This window comes from Acinetobacter sp. KS-LM10 (assembly GCF_036896575.1).
Lineage (GTDB): Bacteria > Pseudomonadota > Gammaproteobacteria > Pseudomonadales > Moraxellaceae > Acinetobacter > Acinetobacter avistercoris.
Genome location: NZ_CP145906.1, coordinates 3,146,887 through 3,163,666 on the forward strand (window position 1 = coordinate 3,146,887; position 16,780 = coordinate 3,163,666).

Annotated in this window: 11 protein-coding genes and 5 tRNA genes; all 16 read right to left on the bottom strand. The window is 42.5% G+C overall.

Features of this window, described 5'->3' with window-relative positions; genetic code table 11:
• Positions 1–162: 162 nt before the first annotated feature.
• The 16 genes from rpoC to gph all read right to left on the bottom strand — a co-directional run bounded on the left by rpoC (position 163) and on the right by gph (position 16,777).
• Entirely contained in the window at positions 163–4,356 is a 4,194-nt protein-coding gene (gene rpoC / locus V5M36_RS14255; protein ID WP_338560184.1) for a DNA-directed RNA polymerase subunit beta', read from the bottom strand.
• Between the two features lie 171 nt (positions 4,357–4,527).
• Positions 4,528–8,616, bottom strand: a complete 4,089-nt coding sequence (gene rpoB, locus V5M36_RS14260) for a DNA-directed RNA polymerase subunit beta (RefSeq protein WP_338560187.1) — start codon at positions 8,614–8,616, stop codon at positions 4,528–4,530.
• A gap of 304 nt (positions 8,617–8,920) precedes the next feature.
• The gene (gene rplL, locus V5M36_RS14265; protein WP_131291169.1) at positions 8,921–9,286 is read right to left on the bottom strand and encodes a 50S ribosomal protein L7/L12; all 366 of its coding nucleotides are present in this window, start codon (positions 9,284–9,286) and stop codon (positions 8,921–8,923) included.
• A 42-nt stretch (positions 9,287–9,328) separates the two neighbouring features.
• Positions 9,329–9,844: a 50S ribosomal protein L10 gene (gene rplJ / locus V5M36_RS14270; protein ID WP_338560191.1), complete on the bottom strand. Its 516-nt coding sequence runs from the start codon at positions 9,842–9,844 to the stop codon at positions 9,329–9,331.
• A gap of 301 nt (positions 9,845–10,145) precedes the next feature.
• Positions 10,146–10,841: a 50S ribosomal protein L1 gene (gene rplA, locus V5M36_RS14275; protein ID WP_338560193.1), complete on the bottom strand. Its 696-nt coding sequence runs from the start codon at positions 10,839–10,841 to the stop codon at positions 10,146–10,148.
• Between the two features lie 2 nt (positions 10,842–10,843).
• Positions 10,844–11,272 carry a 50S ribosomal protein L11 gene (rplK, locus tag V5M36_RS14280; protein ID WP_004813566.1) on the bottom strand — a complete coding sequence of 143 codons (429 nt, stop codon included), beginning with the start codon at positions 11,270–11,272 and terminating at the stop codon, positions 10,844–10,846.
• A gap of 115 nt (positions 11,273–11,387) precedes the next feature.
• Positions 11,388–11,921 carry a transcription termination/antitermination protein NusG gene (gene nusG / locus V5M36_RS14285; RefSeq protein WP_338560200.1) on the bottom strand — a complete coding sequence of 178 codons (534 nt, stop codon included), beginning with the start codon at positions 11,919–11,921 and terminating at the stop codon, positions 11,388–11,390.
• 7 nt (positions 11,922–11,928) lie between these two features.
• Positions 11,929–12,369 carry a preprotein translocase subunit SecE gene (gene secE / locus V5M36_RS14290; RefSeq protein ID WP_338560202.1) on the bottom strand — a complete coding sequence of 147 codons (441 nt, stop codon included), beginning with the start codon at positions 12,367–12,369 and terminating at the stop codon, positions 11,929–11,931.
• A 77-nt stretch (positions 12,370–12,446) separates the two neighbouring features.
• Positions 12,447–12,522: transfer RNA gene (locus V5M36_RS14295), tRNA-Trp, on the bottom strand.
• Between the two features lie 48 nt (positions 12,523–12,570).
• Positions 12,571–13,761 (bottom strand): elongation factor Tu, encoded by a 1,191-nt coding sequence (tuf, locus tag V5M36_RS14300; RefSeq protein WP_338559447.1) that lies wholly within the window; start codon positions 13,759–13,761, stop codon positions 12,571–12,573.
• Positions 13,762–13,912: 151 nt separating this feature from the next.
• Positions 13,913–13,987: transfer RNA gene (locus V5M36_RS14305), tRNA-Thr, on the bottom strand.
• 14 nt (positions 13,988–14,001) lie between these two features.
• Positions 14,002–14,077 (bottom strand) — tRNA-Gly (locus V5M36_RS14310).
• A 36-nt stretch (positions 14,078–14,113) separates the two neighbouring features.
• Positions 14,114–14,197, bottom strand: a tRNA-Tyr gene (locus V5M36_RS14315).
• A gap of 55 nt (positions 14,198–14,252) precedes the next feature.
• A tRNA-Thr gene (locus V5M36_RS14320) sits at positions 14,253–14,328 on the bottom strand.
• 98 nt (positions 14,329–14,426) lie between these two features.
• On the bottom strand, positions 14,427–15,920 hold the full coding sequence (gene trpE, locus V5M36_RS14325) for an anthranilate synthase component I (RefSeq protein ID WP_338560204.1): 1,494 nt from the start codon (positions 15,918–15,920) through the stop codon (positions 14,427–14,429).
• A 188-nt stretch (positions 15,921–16,108) separates the two neighbouring features.
• Positions 16,109–16,777 (bottom strand): phosphoglycolate phosphatase, encoded by a 669-nt coding sequence (gene gph, locus V5M36_RS14330; protein ID WP_338560206.1) that lies wholly within the window; start codon positions 16,775–16,777, stop codon positions 16,109–16,111.
• Positions 16,778–16,780 lie beyond the last annotated feature (3 nt).

Here is a 16,780-nt window from a genome sequence, read left to right on the forward strand (position 1 = left end):
TTATCATTCGAAAAATAATGTTATATTAAATTAAAAAAGCTTAATAATCCTTACTATATGAATATTTCAGTAGATATCATAGCTTTATCATTGTTTATTTTTCTCACAATATAATCCAAAAAAAAAGCCACCCGAAGGTGGCTTTTTTATTTCAAGTCAAACTTAGAACTGGTCTTCGTTTAAAGCTTGTGAGAATGCTTGGTCAACATCAGAGAAGTCATTTACCAGCTCATGCTCTGCAGCTTCAGCTTCTTGACGACGACGCTCTAAGTGATAAGCCAAACCTGTACCCGCTGGGATCAGACGACCTACAACTACGTTCTCTTTCAATCCACGTAATTCATCTTCTTTACCTGTTACAGCCGCTTCAGTTAACACACGTGTTGTTTCCTGGAACGATGCAGCAGAGATAAACGAATCAGTAGAAAGCGATGCTTTGGTAATACCCATCAATAGACGTTCAAATTTCGCTGGGAATTTGCTTTGCGCATTTACAGCTTCATTTTCGCCAACAACACGGATGTAATCGACTTGCTCGCCTTTGATGAAGCTCGTATCACCACCGTCAGTGATATCAACTTTACGAAGCATTTGACGTACAATGACTTCAATATGCTTGTCGTTAATTTTTACACCTTGTAGACGGTATACATCCTGAACTTCGTTCACGATATAGTTTGTAAGCGCAACTTCACCTTTCAAACGTAAGATGTCATGTGGGTTTTGTGGACCGTCAGAAACAGTCTCACCACGGTTCACATGCTCACCCTCGAACACGTTCATGGTACGCCATTTTGGAATAAGTTCTTCGTAGATCTCAGAACCATCATCTGGCGTAATCACAAGACGATTCTTACCTTTAGTCTCTTTACCGAAGCTCACAACACCTGAAATTTCAGCAAGAATTGCATGCTCTTTCGGTTTACGTGCTTCAAATAAATCCGCAACGCGCGGAAGACCACCGGTAATATCACGTGTACGTGAAGTTTCTTGTGGTACACGTCCAATAACATCACCCACACCAATTGTTTCGCCATCACGGACAGTCACAATCGTGCTTTGTGGGAAGAAGTAGAACTGCTCACCACCATCCGTTGTATCCAATACAATTGCAGGACGTAAATCTTTACCTGACGCAGGACGTGAAGTCACTGGTAAGATTTCGATTGTCGACATACCTGTTGCATCATCAGTTTTCGTGGTTACAGTTACGCCATCAGCAATTTGACTGAAACGAACTTTACCAGCAACTTCCGTTACAAGTGGATGTGTATGCGGATCCCAAGTCGCTACGATGCCGCCAGCTTCCACAGATTGTCCATCTTTAATGATGATTGACGCACCGTAAGGAAGTTTATAACGCTCGCGCTCACGACCGATATGATCTGCAATACCAATTTCACCTGAACGTGAAACAGATACTAAATGACCTTTCGCATGTTGTACTGTTTTCACATTGTGGAAACGTACTGTACCGCCGTTACGCACTTGTACACTGTTTGCAGCAGATGTTCGGCTTGCAGCACCACCAACGTGGAATGTACGCATGGTTAACTGTGTACCTGGCTCACCAATCGATTGAGCAGCCATTACACCCACAGATTCACCAGGGTTAACCAAGTGACCGCGAGCAAGGTCACGACCATAACATTGTGCACATACACCAAATGTTGACGCACAGTTAACAACTGAACGTACTTTCACTTCATCCACACCGTTATCTTCAAGGTAAGTTGCAAGCTTCTCGTCGATTAATGTGTTACGTGGAAGAATGATTTCATCAGAACCTGGTTTCTTCGCATCTTCAGCAAGTACACGACCCAATACTCGAGTACCCAAGTTTTCGATTACATCGCCACCTTGAATAAACGGAGTCATCACTAAACCATCTAATGTGCCGCAATCAGATTCAGTAATCACTAAATCTTGTGCAACATCGACTAGACGACGTGTTAAGTAACCTGAGTTCGCTGTTTTAAGTGCTGTATCGGCCAAACCTTTACGTGCACCGTGTGTTGAAATGAAGTACTGAAGTACTGTCAAACCTTCACGGAAGTTCGCTTTAATAGGCGTTTCAATGATCGAACCATCTGGTTTTGCCATCAAACCACGCATACCAGCCAACTGACGAATCTGTGCTGCCGAACCACGGGCACCCGAGTCAGACATCATATAGATTGAGTTGAATGATTTTTGCTTCTCATCTTCACCCTGTTTGTTTTTAACAGTGGTGAAAGACAAGTTGTCCATCATTGCTTTCGCTACTTGGTCGTTTGTACGCGCCCAAATATCGACAACTTTGTTATAACGCTCGCCCGCAGTTACGAAACCTTGCTCAAATTGTTGTTCGATTTCACGAACTTCAACTTCAGCTTTTTCAATAATTGCATATTTAGCTGGCGGAATAACCATGTCTTCCATACCCACCGAAACGCCTGAACGTGTCGCTTGACGGAAACCTAAATACATTAATTGGTCAGCAAAGATAACGGTATCTTTAAGACCCAATTTACGGTAGCAAGAGTTAATTAACTTAGAAATGTTCTTTTTGGTCATTTCAAGGTTAATTTGTTGGAAATCCATACCTTCAGGTACAACTTCCCAAAGTAAGCAACGACCAGGTGTTGTATCAACAATAATCGTTTGTTGCTCACGCTCACCATCTTCATTGATTACAGTTTGATGTACACGTGCTTTAACGCGAGCGTGTAAATCAACTTGACCTGTTGCAAGTGCACGGTTTACTTCGTGAGTATCCGCAAACACCATGCCTTCGCCTTTGACATTGATCGCATCACGAGTGATGTAATACAAGCCCAACACAACGTCTTGAGACGGTACGATGATTGGCTCACCGTTCGCTGGAGACAAAATGTTGTTGGTCGACATCATCAACGCACGAGCTTCTAACTGAGCTTCAAGTGTTAATGGCACGTGTACCGCCATTTGGTCACCATCGAAGTCGGCGTTAAACGCAGCACATACGAGTGGGTGAAGACGGATTGCCTTACCTTCAATTAGGGTCGGTTCAAATGCTTGAAGACCCAAACGGTGAAGTGTAGGCGCACGGTTCAACATCACTGGATGTTGACGAATTACGTGAGCTAAAACGTCCCAAACTTCTGGAGTTTCGCGCTCAACCATTTTCTTCGCAGCTTTAATGGTGGTTGCTTGACCAGACGCTTGTAGTTTCGCAAAAATAAATGGTTTGAATAATTCAAGTGCCATTTTCTTTGGAAGACCACATTGGTGAAGACGTAAAGTTGGACCTACAGTAATAACCGAACGACCAGAATAATCGACACGTTTACCCAACAAGTTTTGACGGAAACGACCCTGTTTACCTTTGATCATATCTGCCAAAGATTTAAGTGGACGTTTGTTCGAACCTGTAATCGCACGACCACGACGACCGTTGTCTAACAATGCATCTACAGATTCCTGCAACATACGTTTTTCGTTACGTACGATGATGTCAGGTGCTGAAAGATCAAGAAGACGTTTCAAACGGTTGTTACGGTTGATCACACGACGGTAAAGATCGTTCAAATCAGAAGTCGCGAAACGACCACCTTCAAGTGGTACAAGCGGACGAAGGTCTGGCGGAAGAACTGGAAGTACAGTCAACACCATCCATTCAGGCTTGTTGTTCGAATCGTTAAATGCTTCCATCAACTTCAAACGTTTCGATGCTTTTTTAAGCTTCGTTTCTGAAGTTGTGTTTGGAATTTCTTCACGAAGACGCGCAATTTCATTTTCAAGATCAATATCTTTCAACAAATCTTGAATTGCTTCAGCACCCATTTTAGCGCTGAATTCATCACCGTGTTCTTCTAATGCAGTGAAGTATTCTTCATCGTTTAGAAGTTGGTATTTCTCCATTGGAGTCATACCAGGATCTGTCACGACATATGATTCGAAATACAATACACGTTCGATATCACGTAGCGTCATGTCTAAAAGAAGACCAATACGAGATGGTAATGATTTTAAGAACCAAATGTGCGCAACTGGTGAAGCAAGGTCGATATGACCCATACGCTCACGACGTACTTTAGCCGTTGTTACTTCAACGCCACATTTTTCACAAATGACGCCTTTGTATTTCATACGCTTGTATTTACCACACAAGCATTCAAAGTCTTTTACTGGACCAAAAATTTTGGCACAGAATAAGCCGTCACGTTCTGGTTTGAACGTACGGTAGTTAATAGTTTCAGGCTTTTTAACTTCACCATGAGACCATGATTTGATCATTTCTGGTGACGCAAGACCAATACGGATACGATCAAATTCAATTGGTGCATGACCATCTGAATCCGTCTTTTTGCGCATGATATCGAGCAAATCTTTCAATTTTTTTCTCCGTGTGCCGACAAGATTTTCACTTTTCGGCTGGGTCACAAATATTGTTTTTTAACTGAGAAACCCTCCCTCAATCCCTCCTTTTATTAGGAGGGAAGTTCCGACGCTTTCGAGTCAAAACTCCCCCTTTCGCAAAGGGGGCTGGGAGGATTCAATGGTTACTTAGTCACCATTTTTCAGCTCAATGTTGATACCTAAAGAACGGATCTCTTTAGTCAATACGTTGAACGATTCAGGCATGCCTGGATCCATATAATGGTTACCATCTACAATGTTTTTGTAGATACGGGTACGACCTTCAACGTCATCCGATTTAACAGTTAGCATTTCTTGAAGCGTGTAAGCTGCGCCATATGCTTCAAGTGCCCAGACCTCCATCTCACCGAAACGCTGACCACCGAATTGTGCTTTACCACCAAGCGGTTGCTGCGTTACTAGAGAATAAGAACCAGTAGAACGCGCATGCATTTTGTCATCAACCAAATGGTTAAGTTTAAGCATGTACATATAGCCCACTGTTACTGGACGGTCAAAACGCTCACCCGTACGACCATCAAACAATACTGTTTGACCTGTACGTGAAATACCACCAAGCTCAAGTAGTTCTTTGATTTGCGATTCTTCAGCACCATCAAATACTGGTGTAGCTAAAGGCACACCACTACGCAAGTTTTTAGACAACGCCAAGATTTCTTGATCTGTTAAGCTATCAAGATCTTCTTGCTCTCCACCAACTTTGTTGTAAATCTTGTCTAAGAATTCACGAAGCTCAATAACAGTACGTTGCTCTTGAAGCATCTTGTCGATTTTATCGCCAAGACCTTTTGCAGCCATACCTAAGTGAGTTTCTAGAATCTGACCCACGTTCATACGTGATGGTACACCCAGTGGGTTCAACACGATATCAACAGGTACACCGTTTGCATCATGCGGCATGTCTTCTACCGGTAAGATGTTTGATACTACACCTTTGTTACCGTGACGACCCGCCATTTTATCACCCGGTTGGATGCGACGTTTAACAGCCAAGTAAACTTTAACAACTTTTAATACGCCAGTTGTAAGTTCATCACCTGTAGAAAGTTTGCGTTTTTTCTCAGCAAATTTCTCATCAATTTCAATGCTCTTCTCTTTCAAGAACACTTGAATTTGCGTTAAACGTTCAGCAATTGCTTCATCAACAGGTTGAATTTCGAGAAGATCAACAAGTTCAAGCGCAGACAACACGTCATCAGTCAATTTGTCGCCACGTTTAGTCGTGCCGCCACCATTTGACTCTTGACCCGTCAATAAACGAATTACACGTTCACGAGCTGCTTCTTCAAAGATTTTGTATTCTTCTTTCAAATCTTTACGGTAAGCATCGAGTTGAGCTTTCTCAATCGCTTGAGCACGTTCATCTTTCTCAATGCCATCACGCGTAAATACTTGAACGTCAATAACTGTACCTTTAGTGCCCGATGGAACACGTAAAGAAGAGTCTTTCACGTCAGCCGCTTTCTCACCGAAGATTGCACGTAGCAATTTTTCTTCTGGTGTTAATTGCGTTTCACCTTTAGGTGTTACTTTACCAACAAGAATGTCACCCGCAGTCACTTCAGCACCGATGTAAACGATACCTGATTCATCAAGCTTAGATAGTGCAGCTTCACCAACGTTAGGGATATCGGCAGTAATTTCTTCCGAACCTAATTTAGTATCACGTGCAACACATGACAATTCTTGAATATGAATCGACGTTAAACGGTCTTCTTGAAGTACACGCTCAGACAATAAGATCGAGTCTTCGTAGTTGTAACCATTCCACGTCATGAACGCAACGCGCATGTTTTGACCCAATGCAAGCTCACCGCCATCTGTAGATGGACCATCAGCCAATACATCGCCACGACCAACTTTATCACCCATATTGACCAAAACTTTTTGGTTAATACATGTGTTTTGGTTTGAACGTGTGTATTTGATTAGGTTGTAGATATCTACACCTGCTTCACCCGCAATCATTTCGTCTTCATTCACACGAATAACGACACGAGAAGCATCTACAAACTCAATACGACCACCACGACCAGCGATTACACATACACCTGAGTCATGTGCTACGTTTGCTTCCATACCTGTACCAACAAGCGGCTTGTCAGCAATCAACGTAGGTACAGCCTGACGTTGCATGTTTGAACCCATCAATGCACGGTTGGCATCATCGTGTTCAAGGAATGGAATCAATGACGCAGCAACAGAAACAACCTGTTGCGCAGATACGTCCATATGCGTCACTTTTTCAGGTGGCATACGTACGAAATCACCTTGGTGACGAACAGATACGAATTCTTCTGTTAAATTACCGTCTTTATCTAAACCAGAATCGGCCTGTGCAATCACAGTACCTACTTCTTCAATTGCAGATAAATACTCAACGTCCATGGTTACACGGCCGTCAATAACTTTACGGTATGGTGTTTCTAAGAAACCGAAATTGTTTGCTTTTGCATACACAGACAATGAGTTGATCAAACCAATGTTTGGTCCCTCTGGTGTCTCAATCGGACAAACACGACCATAATGCGTTTGATGTACGTCACGTACTTCAAAGCCTGCACGTTCACGTGTTAAACCGCCGGGCCCAAGTGCTGATACACGACGTTTGTGTGTAATTTCAGACAATGGGTTGTTTTGGTCCATGAACTGTGACAATTGGCTTGAACCAAAGAATTCTTTGATTGCAGCAGCAACTGGTTTCGCATTGATCAAATCTTGTGGAGACAAGTTATCTGTTTCAGCTTGGCTTAAACGCTCTTTTACAGCACGTTCAACACGAACTAGACCAACACGGAATTGGTTTTCAGTCATTTCACCAACTGAACGAACACGACGGTTACCCAAGTGATCGATATCGTCGACTTCACCTTTACCGTTACGGATTTCAACTAATGTTTTTAATACATCAATGATATCTGCGTTCGAAAGAATACCTTCAACTTCACGCGACTTCTGATCTGTACCCACTTCGTAAGGACGACCCAAACGACGGTTGAACTTCATACGACCCACTGGAGACAAGTCATAACGTTCAGAAGAGAAGAACAAGTTGTTGAATAAGTTTTCAGCAGCTTCTTTTGTTGGTGGCTCGCCTGGACGCATTACTTTGTAGATTTCTACCAATGCTTGTTCACGGCCTTCGGTCGTGTCCGCACGTAATGAGTCTGCAACAAATGAACCACGATCGATGTCATTGGTATAAAGCATGTTAAATTGCTTAACACCACCTTCAGCCAATTTCACCATGACTTCATGGCTTAATACTGTATTTGCTGCAATAACATCGCCATTATGCAACTTAATATCTTGCGCAATAATACGCTCATATAAGTATTCATCAGGAACTGGGAGCTTCGTTAAGCCAGCAGCTTCCATTTGACGCACATGACGCGCATTAATACGTTTACCTTGCTCAACGATCGCTTTGCCGTCGTTGTCCAAAATATCAAATTGAGCCATTTCGCCACGTAGACGTTCAGGCACAAGGTCAATCTGGTAGCTACCCATATCAAGGTATACAGGAACTTTTTCATAGAACATGTCTAGAATTTGTTCATTGCTGTAGTTAAGTGCACGTAAAATCACGGTCGCAAGAAGTTTACGACGACGGTCAATACGAACAAATACTAAGTCTTTCGCATCAAATTCAAAATCTAACCATGAACCACGGTAAGGAATAATACGTGCTGAATAAAGCACTTTACCGCTTGAGTGAGTTTTACCTTTATCATGATCAAAGAATACGCCCGGAGAACGGTGTAACTGAGATACGATTACACGCTCAGTACCGTTAATCACGAATGTACCATTTTGTGTCATGAGTGGCATTTCACCCATATACACTTCTTGTTCACGTACATCTTTAATCGATTTTGTTTCGCGATCTTTAATGATCAAACGAATTTTAACGCGCATTGGTGCAGCAAAAGTTGAGCCGCGTAGAATACACTCGCGTACATCAAATTCTGGTTTACCAAGGCTATACTCAACGAATTCTAATGCAGCATTCCCAGAATAGCTTTCAATTGGAAAAACTGATCGAAATGCAGCTTGGAGACCGATATCTTCGCGATTTTTGGGTGTTTTGCCGTCTTGCAAGAATGTTCTGTACGAGTCGACTTGAATCGAAAGCAAGTACGGAGCATCCATGATAGTAGGCAATTTACCAAAATTCTTACGGATCCGTTTCTTTTCGGTATATGAGTATGCCATCTGGAGTCCTCGGAAAGTAAACTAAACCTGCCTGCAGAACAGGTCTAGAAGGAATTACGCAGGTCGATATGACCACCACTTTGTTCAAATGCTGCAATTTTCAGTGGTATTAAAACGCTTAACAATATTTTTAAACATGGAAAAATATTGGTAAGCGTTTGATTTTCATCAATTATTATAAGAGTGATGCTTTTTGCATCACGTTAACAAAAATCGAGCCGATTATTGTAACGCAAAAAGGCTGATGACCCAAGAGCCATCAGCCAAATTTCGGGATCAATTTTGAAATTGATCCCTGGCTAAATTACTTAACAGTAACTGTAGCACCAGTAGTTTCAAGCTTAGCTTTAAGTTCTTCAGCTTCTTCTTTAGAAACGCCTTCTTTAAGAACTTGTGGAGCGCCTTCAACTAAATCTTTAGCTTCTTTCAAGCCAAGACCAGTAACTTCACGAACTGCTTTAATTACAGCAACTTTGTTCGCGCCGAAAGAAGTCAATTCAACATTGAATTCTGATTGCTCTTCAGCAGCAGCAGCAGCAGGACCTGCAGCTACAGCAACTGCAGCAGCAGATACGTTGAATTTTTCTTCGAAAGCAGAAATAAGTTCTACAAGTTCAAGAACAGTTTTTTCAGCAACTGCGTTTAGGATTTCTTCGTTTGTTAAAGCCATGAGAGTAACTCCAAATGGGTATTGAATGGTGTGTGAGTAGATTTAAGCTTCTGTAACTTCTGGAGCTTCGTTTTTCTCTTGAAGCGCTGTAAGTAAGCGACCCAATTTCGAAATAGGAGCCTGAAGAACAGATGCAAGCATAGTAAGCGCTTTCTCTTGGTTCGGAAGATTCGCGATAACGCCAATTTCTTCGCCTTGATAAAGTTTGCCGTCAAATGCAGCAGCTTTTAATTCAAATGCTTTGTTAGTTTTAGCAAATTCTTCAAATAAACGAGCAGCAGCGCCCATATCATCTGCAGAAGTTGAGAAAGCTAAGATTGTTGGACCAACGAGGTTGTCATTCAAAATCGCGAATGGCGTATCTTGAAGAGCACGTTTAGCTAAAGTATTACGTACAACACGTGTAGCAACACCTAGTTTACGAGCTTCAACACGTAGAGTCGTTAACTGCTCTACTGTTAAACCTTGGTAGTCAGCAACAACAGCAGCAAATGCAGTAGAAGCGATTTCAGTCACTTCAGCTACGATCTGTTTTTTGCCTTCGATAAGAAGAGCCATTGTAAAACCTCCTAACGGTGATTTATGTGCTTACGCGAAGCACACTCCCAATTCGTTAACTCATTGCTGAGCTAACACGCGGAGGATGAACAAATCACACCACCGCGTCTACGCAGGCTGGAAAATTAAGAGGAAAGCATAAAACTCCCCTCGCCTGCGGTCTTTGACGCTGATAAACAAAAATTTATCAATTCAAAGTTTGCCTAAGTTTGCAAAATACGTCGAAGCGTTTCTTGCGTAAGTTTTAAAGCAGCGCTTTAAAACTTACTCAGGGCTTTAAAATTCTGTAATAAGTCGAGACTTATTTAGAAACGTTAGCAACATCAACAATAAGACCAGGACCCATAGTAGAGCTCAAAGTGATCTTTTGGATGTAAACACCTTTAGAAGTAGCAGGTTTTGCTTTCTTAAGGTCAGCGACAAGCGCTTCAACGTTTGAACGAATAGCTTCAGCAGTGAAACCTACTTGACCAATCGCAGCGTGGATGATACCACCTTTGTCAACACGGTAACGTGCTTGACCAGCTTTAGCATTTTTTACAGCGCCAGCTACGTCAGGAGTTACAGTACCTACTTTAGGGTTAGGCATTAAACCACGTGGACCAAGAATCGTACCTAGCTTACCCACAACACGCATAGCGTCAGGTGCAGCAATTACAACATCAAAGTCAAGGTTACCCGCTTGAATGCTTTCAGCAAGATCATCAAAACCAACGATGTCAGCGCCTTCAGCTTTAGCAGCTTCAGCAGCAGCGCCTTGAGCAAACACAGCAACACGTACAGTTTTACCCGTACCTGCAGGAAGTGTAGTCGCGCCACGAACAACTTGGTCAGATTTACGTGGGTCTACACCCAAGTTTACTGATACATCTAGTGATTCTTTGAATTTAACAGCTGGAAGGCTGTTAAGGATAGCAACCGCTTCTTCCAAAGAGTAAACTTTTTGAGCTTCAACAACAGCAGAAATAGCTTTTTGACGTTTCGTTAACTTAGCCATGCTTATAGCTCCACTTCCAAGCCCATAGAACGCGCAGAACCAGCAATGGTACGTACACGTGCGTCTAAATCAGCACCAGTTAAATCTGGTTCTTTAGTAGTCGCAATTTCTTCCAATTGAGCGCGAGTCAACTTACCAACTTTAGTTTTGTTAGGTACAGCCGAACCCTTTTGGATACCAGCAGCTTTCTTAAGAAGAATAGCAGCAGGAGGAGTTTTCATGATGAATGTGAACGACTTATCGTTGTACACAGTGATCACGACTGGAATTGGAAGACCAGCTTCAAGTTTTTGTGTCGCAGCATTGAATTCTTTACAGAATGCCATGATGTTCACACCACGTTGACCTAGTGCAGGACCAATCGGTGGAGATGGATTCGCTTTACCAGCTGGAACTTGCAGCTTGATATAGCCGTCAATCTTCTTAGCCATTTCAAATTACCTCTGGGTGCAAACGCCGTTAGGCTCCCCAATGATTTCTAGTAACGATATCGTTACAGCAACAATGCCCGATCTATAAAAATCGGGCGTTTTCAACTCACTCAAATTAAACTGATTTTTCGACTTGACGAAATTCCAATTCAACTTGCGTTGGACGATTAAAGACATTAATCGTCAACGTTAAACGTGATTTTTCGTACTGAACTTCTTCCACCACACCTTTAAAGTCTGTGAATGGACCATCAGTAACGAGTAATTCTTCGCCAGGCTCAAACATCGTCTTAGGACGAGGTGCTTCACCTGTGTTGCGTACACGAGCAAGAATTGCATCAGCTTCTTTTTGCGTAATTGGCGCAGGTTTTTCAGCCGTACCACCAATAAATCCGAGCACTTTTGGACACTCTTTAACAATGTGCCAAGTGTCGTCATTCATTTCCATTTCGATTAACACATAACCTGGAAAGAACTTACGCTCTGATTTACGTTTCTTACCATCCTTCATTTCCACTACTTCTTCAGTAGGGACGAGGACTTCACCAAAGCTTTCGGCAACAGCGCTACGCTGGATTCGATCATTAAGCGAACGTAACACTTGTTTTTCATAGCCTGAATAGGCATGAATAATGTACCAACGTTTCATAGCTCTTTTACCCGATTATAAACTTCATCAACCAACCAATAACGTAATCAAAACACCATAAACCAATGGCTGCGATTACAACGACAAGTAGCACTTGCCATGAGGCGGTTACTGTTTCCTGCTTTGTTGGCCAAACGACACGACGTAATTCGATACGCGAATCTTTAAGCAAACTCACAAAGCCTTTGCCTTGATGGGTGGCGTATAATAAACCTAAAGCCACAACGATACAAGCCAAAATTACCCCAACACGCACCCAGACACTATTTGCCGGGATCCAATATGCTGGAAGATGTTGATTTACCATAAATGCACCAACGATTAATATTAGTGCAATAATCCATAAAATCACGTCGACTGGTGAACCAGAACGAACGACTTCAGCTGAATTGTTTCTTTGGGGGATTGGCGCTTCGCTTAATGCGTCACGCGATTTATCATTCGACATTTTTGTACTCGTCGCAGGATTCGCGAGTTATTATATGACCAGTTTAGCCAGCATCAAGCTTTTTATTAAAAAATATTTGGCAGGTCAGGACGGACTCGAACCGCCAACATTCGGTTTTGGAGACCGACGCTCTACCAATTGAACTACTGACCTATAAATAAAGCCGAGAATCTAGACGCTCGGCTTTAGTTTCAAATTCTATTATAGAGTGACTTTCGCAACTACACCAGCACCAACTGTACGACCACCTTCACGGATCGCAAAACGTAGACCTGGGTCCATTGCGATTGGGTGAATAAGCTCTACTGACATTTCTACGTTGTCACCAGGCATAACCATTTCAACGCCGTCTTGAAGTGAGATCGCGCCAGTTACGTCAGTTGTACGGAAGTAGAACTGTGGACGGTAACCGTTAAGGAATGGAGTATGACGACCACCTTCTTCTTTAGAAAGTACGTATACTTCTGCATCGAATTTAGTGTGCGGCTTAATTGCACCTGGTTTAGTCAATACTTGACCACGTTGAACGTCTTCACGCTTAGTACCACGTAGAAGAACACCACAGTTCTCGCCAGCACGACCTTCGTCAAGCAATTTACGGAACATTTCAACACCAGTTACAGTAGTAACTTGAGTATCACGGATACCTACGATTTCAACTGATTCGCCAACTTTAACGATACCAGCTTCAACACGACCTGTTACTACAGTACCACGACCAGAGATAGAGAATACATCTTCGATTGGCATCAAGAATGCTTTATCGATAGCACGTTCTGGTTCTGGAATGTAAGAATCAAGCGCTTCAACAAGTGCAACTACAGCTGGCTCGCCGTATTGACCTTGGTCACCGTTAAGTGCTGCAAGAGCAGAACCACGGATGATAGGCGTGTCATCACCAGGGAAGTCATAAGTAGAAAGAAGTTCACGAACTTCCATTTCAACTAATTCTAGTAATTCTTCATCATCAACAAGGTCACACTTGTTAAGGAATACAAGAATGTAAGGTACACCAACCTGACGAGATAGTAGGATGTGTTCACGAGTCTGTGGCATTGGACCATCAGTCGCAGCACATACAAGAATTGCACCATCCATCTGAGCAGCACCAGTAATCATGTTTTTAACATAATCGGCGTGACCTGGGCAGTCTACGTGCGCGTAGTGACGAATTACAGAATCGTATTCTACGTGTGAAGTATTAATGGTAATACCACGTGCTTTTTCTTCTGGTGCAGAGTCAATCGCAGCGTAGTCTTTAGCTTCGCCACCGAAAGTTTTTGCACAAACAGTCGCGATAGCAGCTGTTAAAGTTGTTTTACCATGGTCGACGTGACCAATTGTGCCCACGTTTACGTGTGGCTTATTACGTTCAAACTTAGCCTTAGCCATAAGATCTTCCTCGTTTACATCGAACACAATTCTAAGATTGCTCAATATCGACCAATCGCCTAAAAAATAGACACCCTTAAATACTTGAAAAGCAGACTAAAAAGCCTGCTTTATTTAAAACATTGTAGAAAAATCTACTAAACTGTATATCTGGAGCTCTTATCGAGATTTGAACTCGAGACCTCTCCCTTACCAAGGGAGTGCTCTACCACTGAGCTATAAGAGCATTAAAATATTCGATGGAGCGGGAGACGAGGGTCGAACTCGCGACATGCAGCTTGGAAGGCTGCCGCTCTACCAACTGAGCTACTCCCGCATATTGGTACAACCACAAAGTATCGAACTTTTAAATTGGTGGTGAGGGAAGGATTCGAACCTTCGAAACTTTCGTAGCGGAGTTACAGTCCGCCCCCTTTGACCGCTCGGGAACCTCACCATTTACACTTACTATCAGTGTTATTCTTTTACTCTGCTCACTCAACATTCTAAGATGGTGCCGGCACACGGATTCGAACTGTGGACCTACTGATTACAAGTCAGTTGCTCTACCAACTGAGCTATGCCGGCGTTTCTTAGTGTTTCGTACGTTTCGTATCGGAACGGTGTGCAGTTTAGCAAAACTCTGAATCCTTGCAAGTGTTTTTTTGAAAAAAAAGCCTAAATACTTATAAAATCAAACCGTTTGATGATAATTCAACCGCTTTGATCACTGCGCGAGCTTTTATTTGAGTTTCAGCCCATTCTGACTCTGGGTTTGAGTCAACAACCAAGCCTGCTCCTGCTTGAACATAGACCTTATTTTCACGAATCACACAGGTTCGAATGGCAATGGACATATCCATTTCACCATGCCAGCCCAAATAACCTACCGCTCCACCGAAAATGCCACGCTTAACAGGCTCAACTTCATCAATAATTTCCATGGCACGGATCTTAGGTGCGCCTGAAAGCGTTCCAGCAGGAAAAGTCGCCTTAAACACATCTAAAGCGTCAACACCATCCAAAACCTCACCCTGAACATTCGATACAATATGCATCACATGTGAGTAACGCTCGATGACCATTTGATCGGTTACTTGCACTTTACCAATTTTAGAAACACGTCCAACATCATTTCGTCCTAAGTCGATCAACATGAGATGTTCAGCAATTTCTTTCTCATCTGACAGCAACTCTTGCTCAAGCGCCAAATCTTCCTCTTTGGTTTTACCACGAGGGCGTGTGCCTGCCAGTGGTCGCACTGTGGCCACACCATTTTCCAATCGAGATAAAATCTCAGGTGATGAACCCACAATATGGAATGGCGTATCATCCAATAGCGTATTCCCTTGAACATGGAACAAATACGGCGATGGATTAAGATGTCTTAATGCACGATAGACTTGTAAAGCATCACCATCGAAGTCCGACACCATACGATGCCCTGGCACTACTTGCATTACATCACCAGCACGAATGTATTCTTTGACTCGAGCAATCGACTCGATGTACTTCTCTTTACCCGTCAAAGAGACAAAATGAGGTGCAGTATGCTTCTTGGCTTGCAAACTGACTGGCTTTGCCAGGATCGCCTCAATCTCGTCCAGCTTGGCTTGTGCTTTAAGATAAGCATCCTCTTCTTGCGTATCTGCATGCACAATGATGAATAAAGTATCTTTTAAGTTATCAAACACCACGACCGTTTTAGACAACATCAACCACAGGTCTGGCAATCCAACAGGATCTGCTGCAGGCACATTTTTAAGTCTTGGCTCAATATAACGTACGGCGTCATAGCCTAGATAGCCAACAAGACCACCTGTAAAACTTGGTAAGTCTGGCAATTCGTCTTTATTTGGCACTTTAAATTGCGCCTGAAAATCTCGAATATACTGAAATGGATCAGCACACGGCTGGGTTGAAACCAAACCCTCTGTATCTTTGATGGTCAGCTGCCCTGCATTACAGGAAAAAACCGTCGACTCACCCAAACCAATAATGGAATAACGGGCCCAATTTTCTCCGCCTTCAACCGACTCAAACAAATATGCTTGTTGATCTTTCTTTATTCGAGCAAAAACAGAAAGTGGCGTTTCAGTATCAGCCAAACGCTGACGATAAACAGGAATAAGGTTATAACCTTGTGAGTGTAGTTGTTGAAATTGGCTTGCTGTGGTCATGAGGAATTCTCTTCAGTTTTCAATAATACGCGATAAATTTTTTACACTCATTTAGCGACGCCATCGAAAAACACTCTTACTGTTCATCCCTCTTCCTTCTTATACAAAATTTTGCGACTTAGCTTAATAATTTAACATTCATAATGCTAATTTGATCACAATGACTTGATTACGCTAATTTAATAGCGCTAATCTAACAAATCTTCCAAGTTATCGACGATTTGCTGTGGCTGACATAAACGAATATCTTCGCCATGATTATAGCCATAGCTAACCACAATACAATCAATACCCGCACGTCGAGCAGCTTCAACATCATTGCTTGAATCACCAATCATTAAGGTCTTCTCAATGCTTGAGTTAAATGCTTCAACACAATGCAATAAGGGCTTTGGATCAGGCTTTCTGACTTCAAAACGATCACCACCAATGACATCGGCAAAATAGTGACTCATATCCAATTCATCTAAAATTTTTCTTGCCGGAATTTCGGGTTTATTGGTCACACAAATCAGGGTTTTTTGATGCTGTTTTACCCATGCTAAAAACGTCAAAATTCCGTTAAAGGGCTGAGTATCAACACAAGGATCGGCATTATAAATTTCCAAAAACGTATTCAACAACAATTGATGTTGCGCTGGATCTACCACACCAGTCACGTGTTTGAGTACACTTTCACAAAATAGAGAAGTGCCCTTACCAATCCATGTACGAACCTGTAGCTCACTCACACTCGGAAGCTCAAGCACACCTAGACTAATATTCATTGCACGATATAAATCAAATGCAGAATCGACCAATGTTCCGTCTAAGTCAAAAAGTATTAAATCACGCTGAGCCAATCGGGCAATATTCATTCT

What these genes read in the sequence shown, in the direction of transcription:
- rpoB (WP_338560187.1), bottom strand. Translation starts at nt 8,616, where the DNA reads ATGGCATACTCATATACCGAAAAGAAACGGATCCGTAAGAATTTTGGT.
- rplL (WP_131291169.1), bottom strand. Translation starts at nt 9,286, where the DNA reads ATGGCTTTAACAAACGAAGAAATCCTAAACGCAGTTGCTGAAAAAACT.
- rplJ (WP_338560191.1), bottom strand. Translation starts at nt 9,844, where the DNA reads ATGGCTCTTCTTATCGAAGGCAAAAAACAGATCGTAGCTGAAGTGACT.
- rplA (WP_338560193.1), bottom strand. Translation starts at nt 10,841, where the DNA reads ATGGCTAAGTTAACGAAACGTCAAAAAGCTATTTCTGCTGTTGTTGAA.
- rplK (WP_004813566.1), bottom strand. Translation starts at nt 11,272, where the DNA reads ATGGCTAAGAAGATTGACGGCTATATCAAGCTGCAAGTTCCAGCTGGT.
- nusG (WP_338560200.1), bottom strand. Translation starts at nt 11,921, where the DNA reads ATGAAACGTTGGTACATTATTCATGCCTATTCAGGCTATGAAAAACAA.
- secE (WP_338560202.1), bottom strand. Translation starts at nt 12,369, where the DNA reads ATGTCGAATGATAAATCGCGTGACGCATTAAGCGAAGCGCCAATCCCC.
- tuf (WP_338559447.1), bottom strand. Translation starts at nt 13,761, where the DNA reads ATGGCTAAGGCTAAGTTTGAACGTAATAAGCCACACGTAAACGTGGGC.
- trpE (WP_338560204.1), bottom strand. Translation starts at nt 15,920, where the DNA reads ATGACCACAGCAAGCCAATTTCAACAACTACACTCACAAGGTTATAAC.
- gph (WP_338560206.1), bottom strand. Translation starts at nt 16,777, where the DNA reads ATGAATATTGCCCGATTGGCTCAGCGTGATTTAATACTTTTTGACTTA.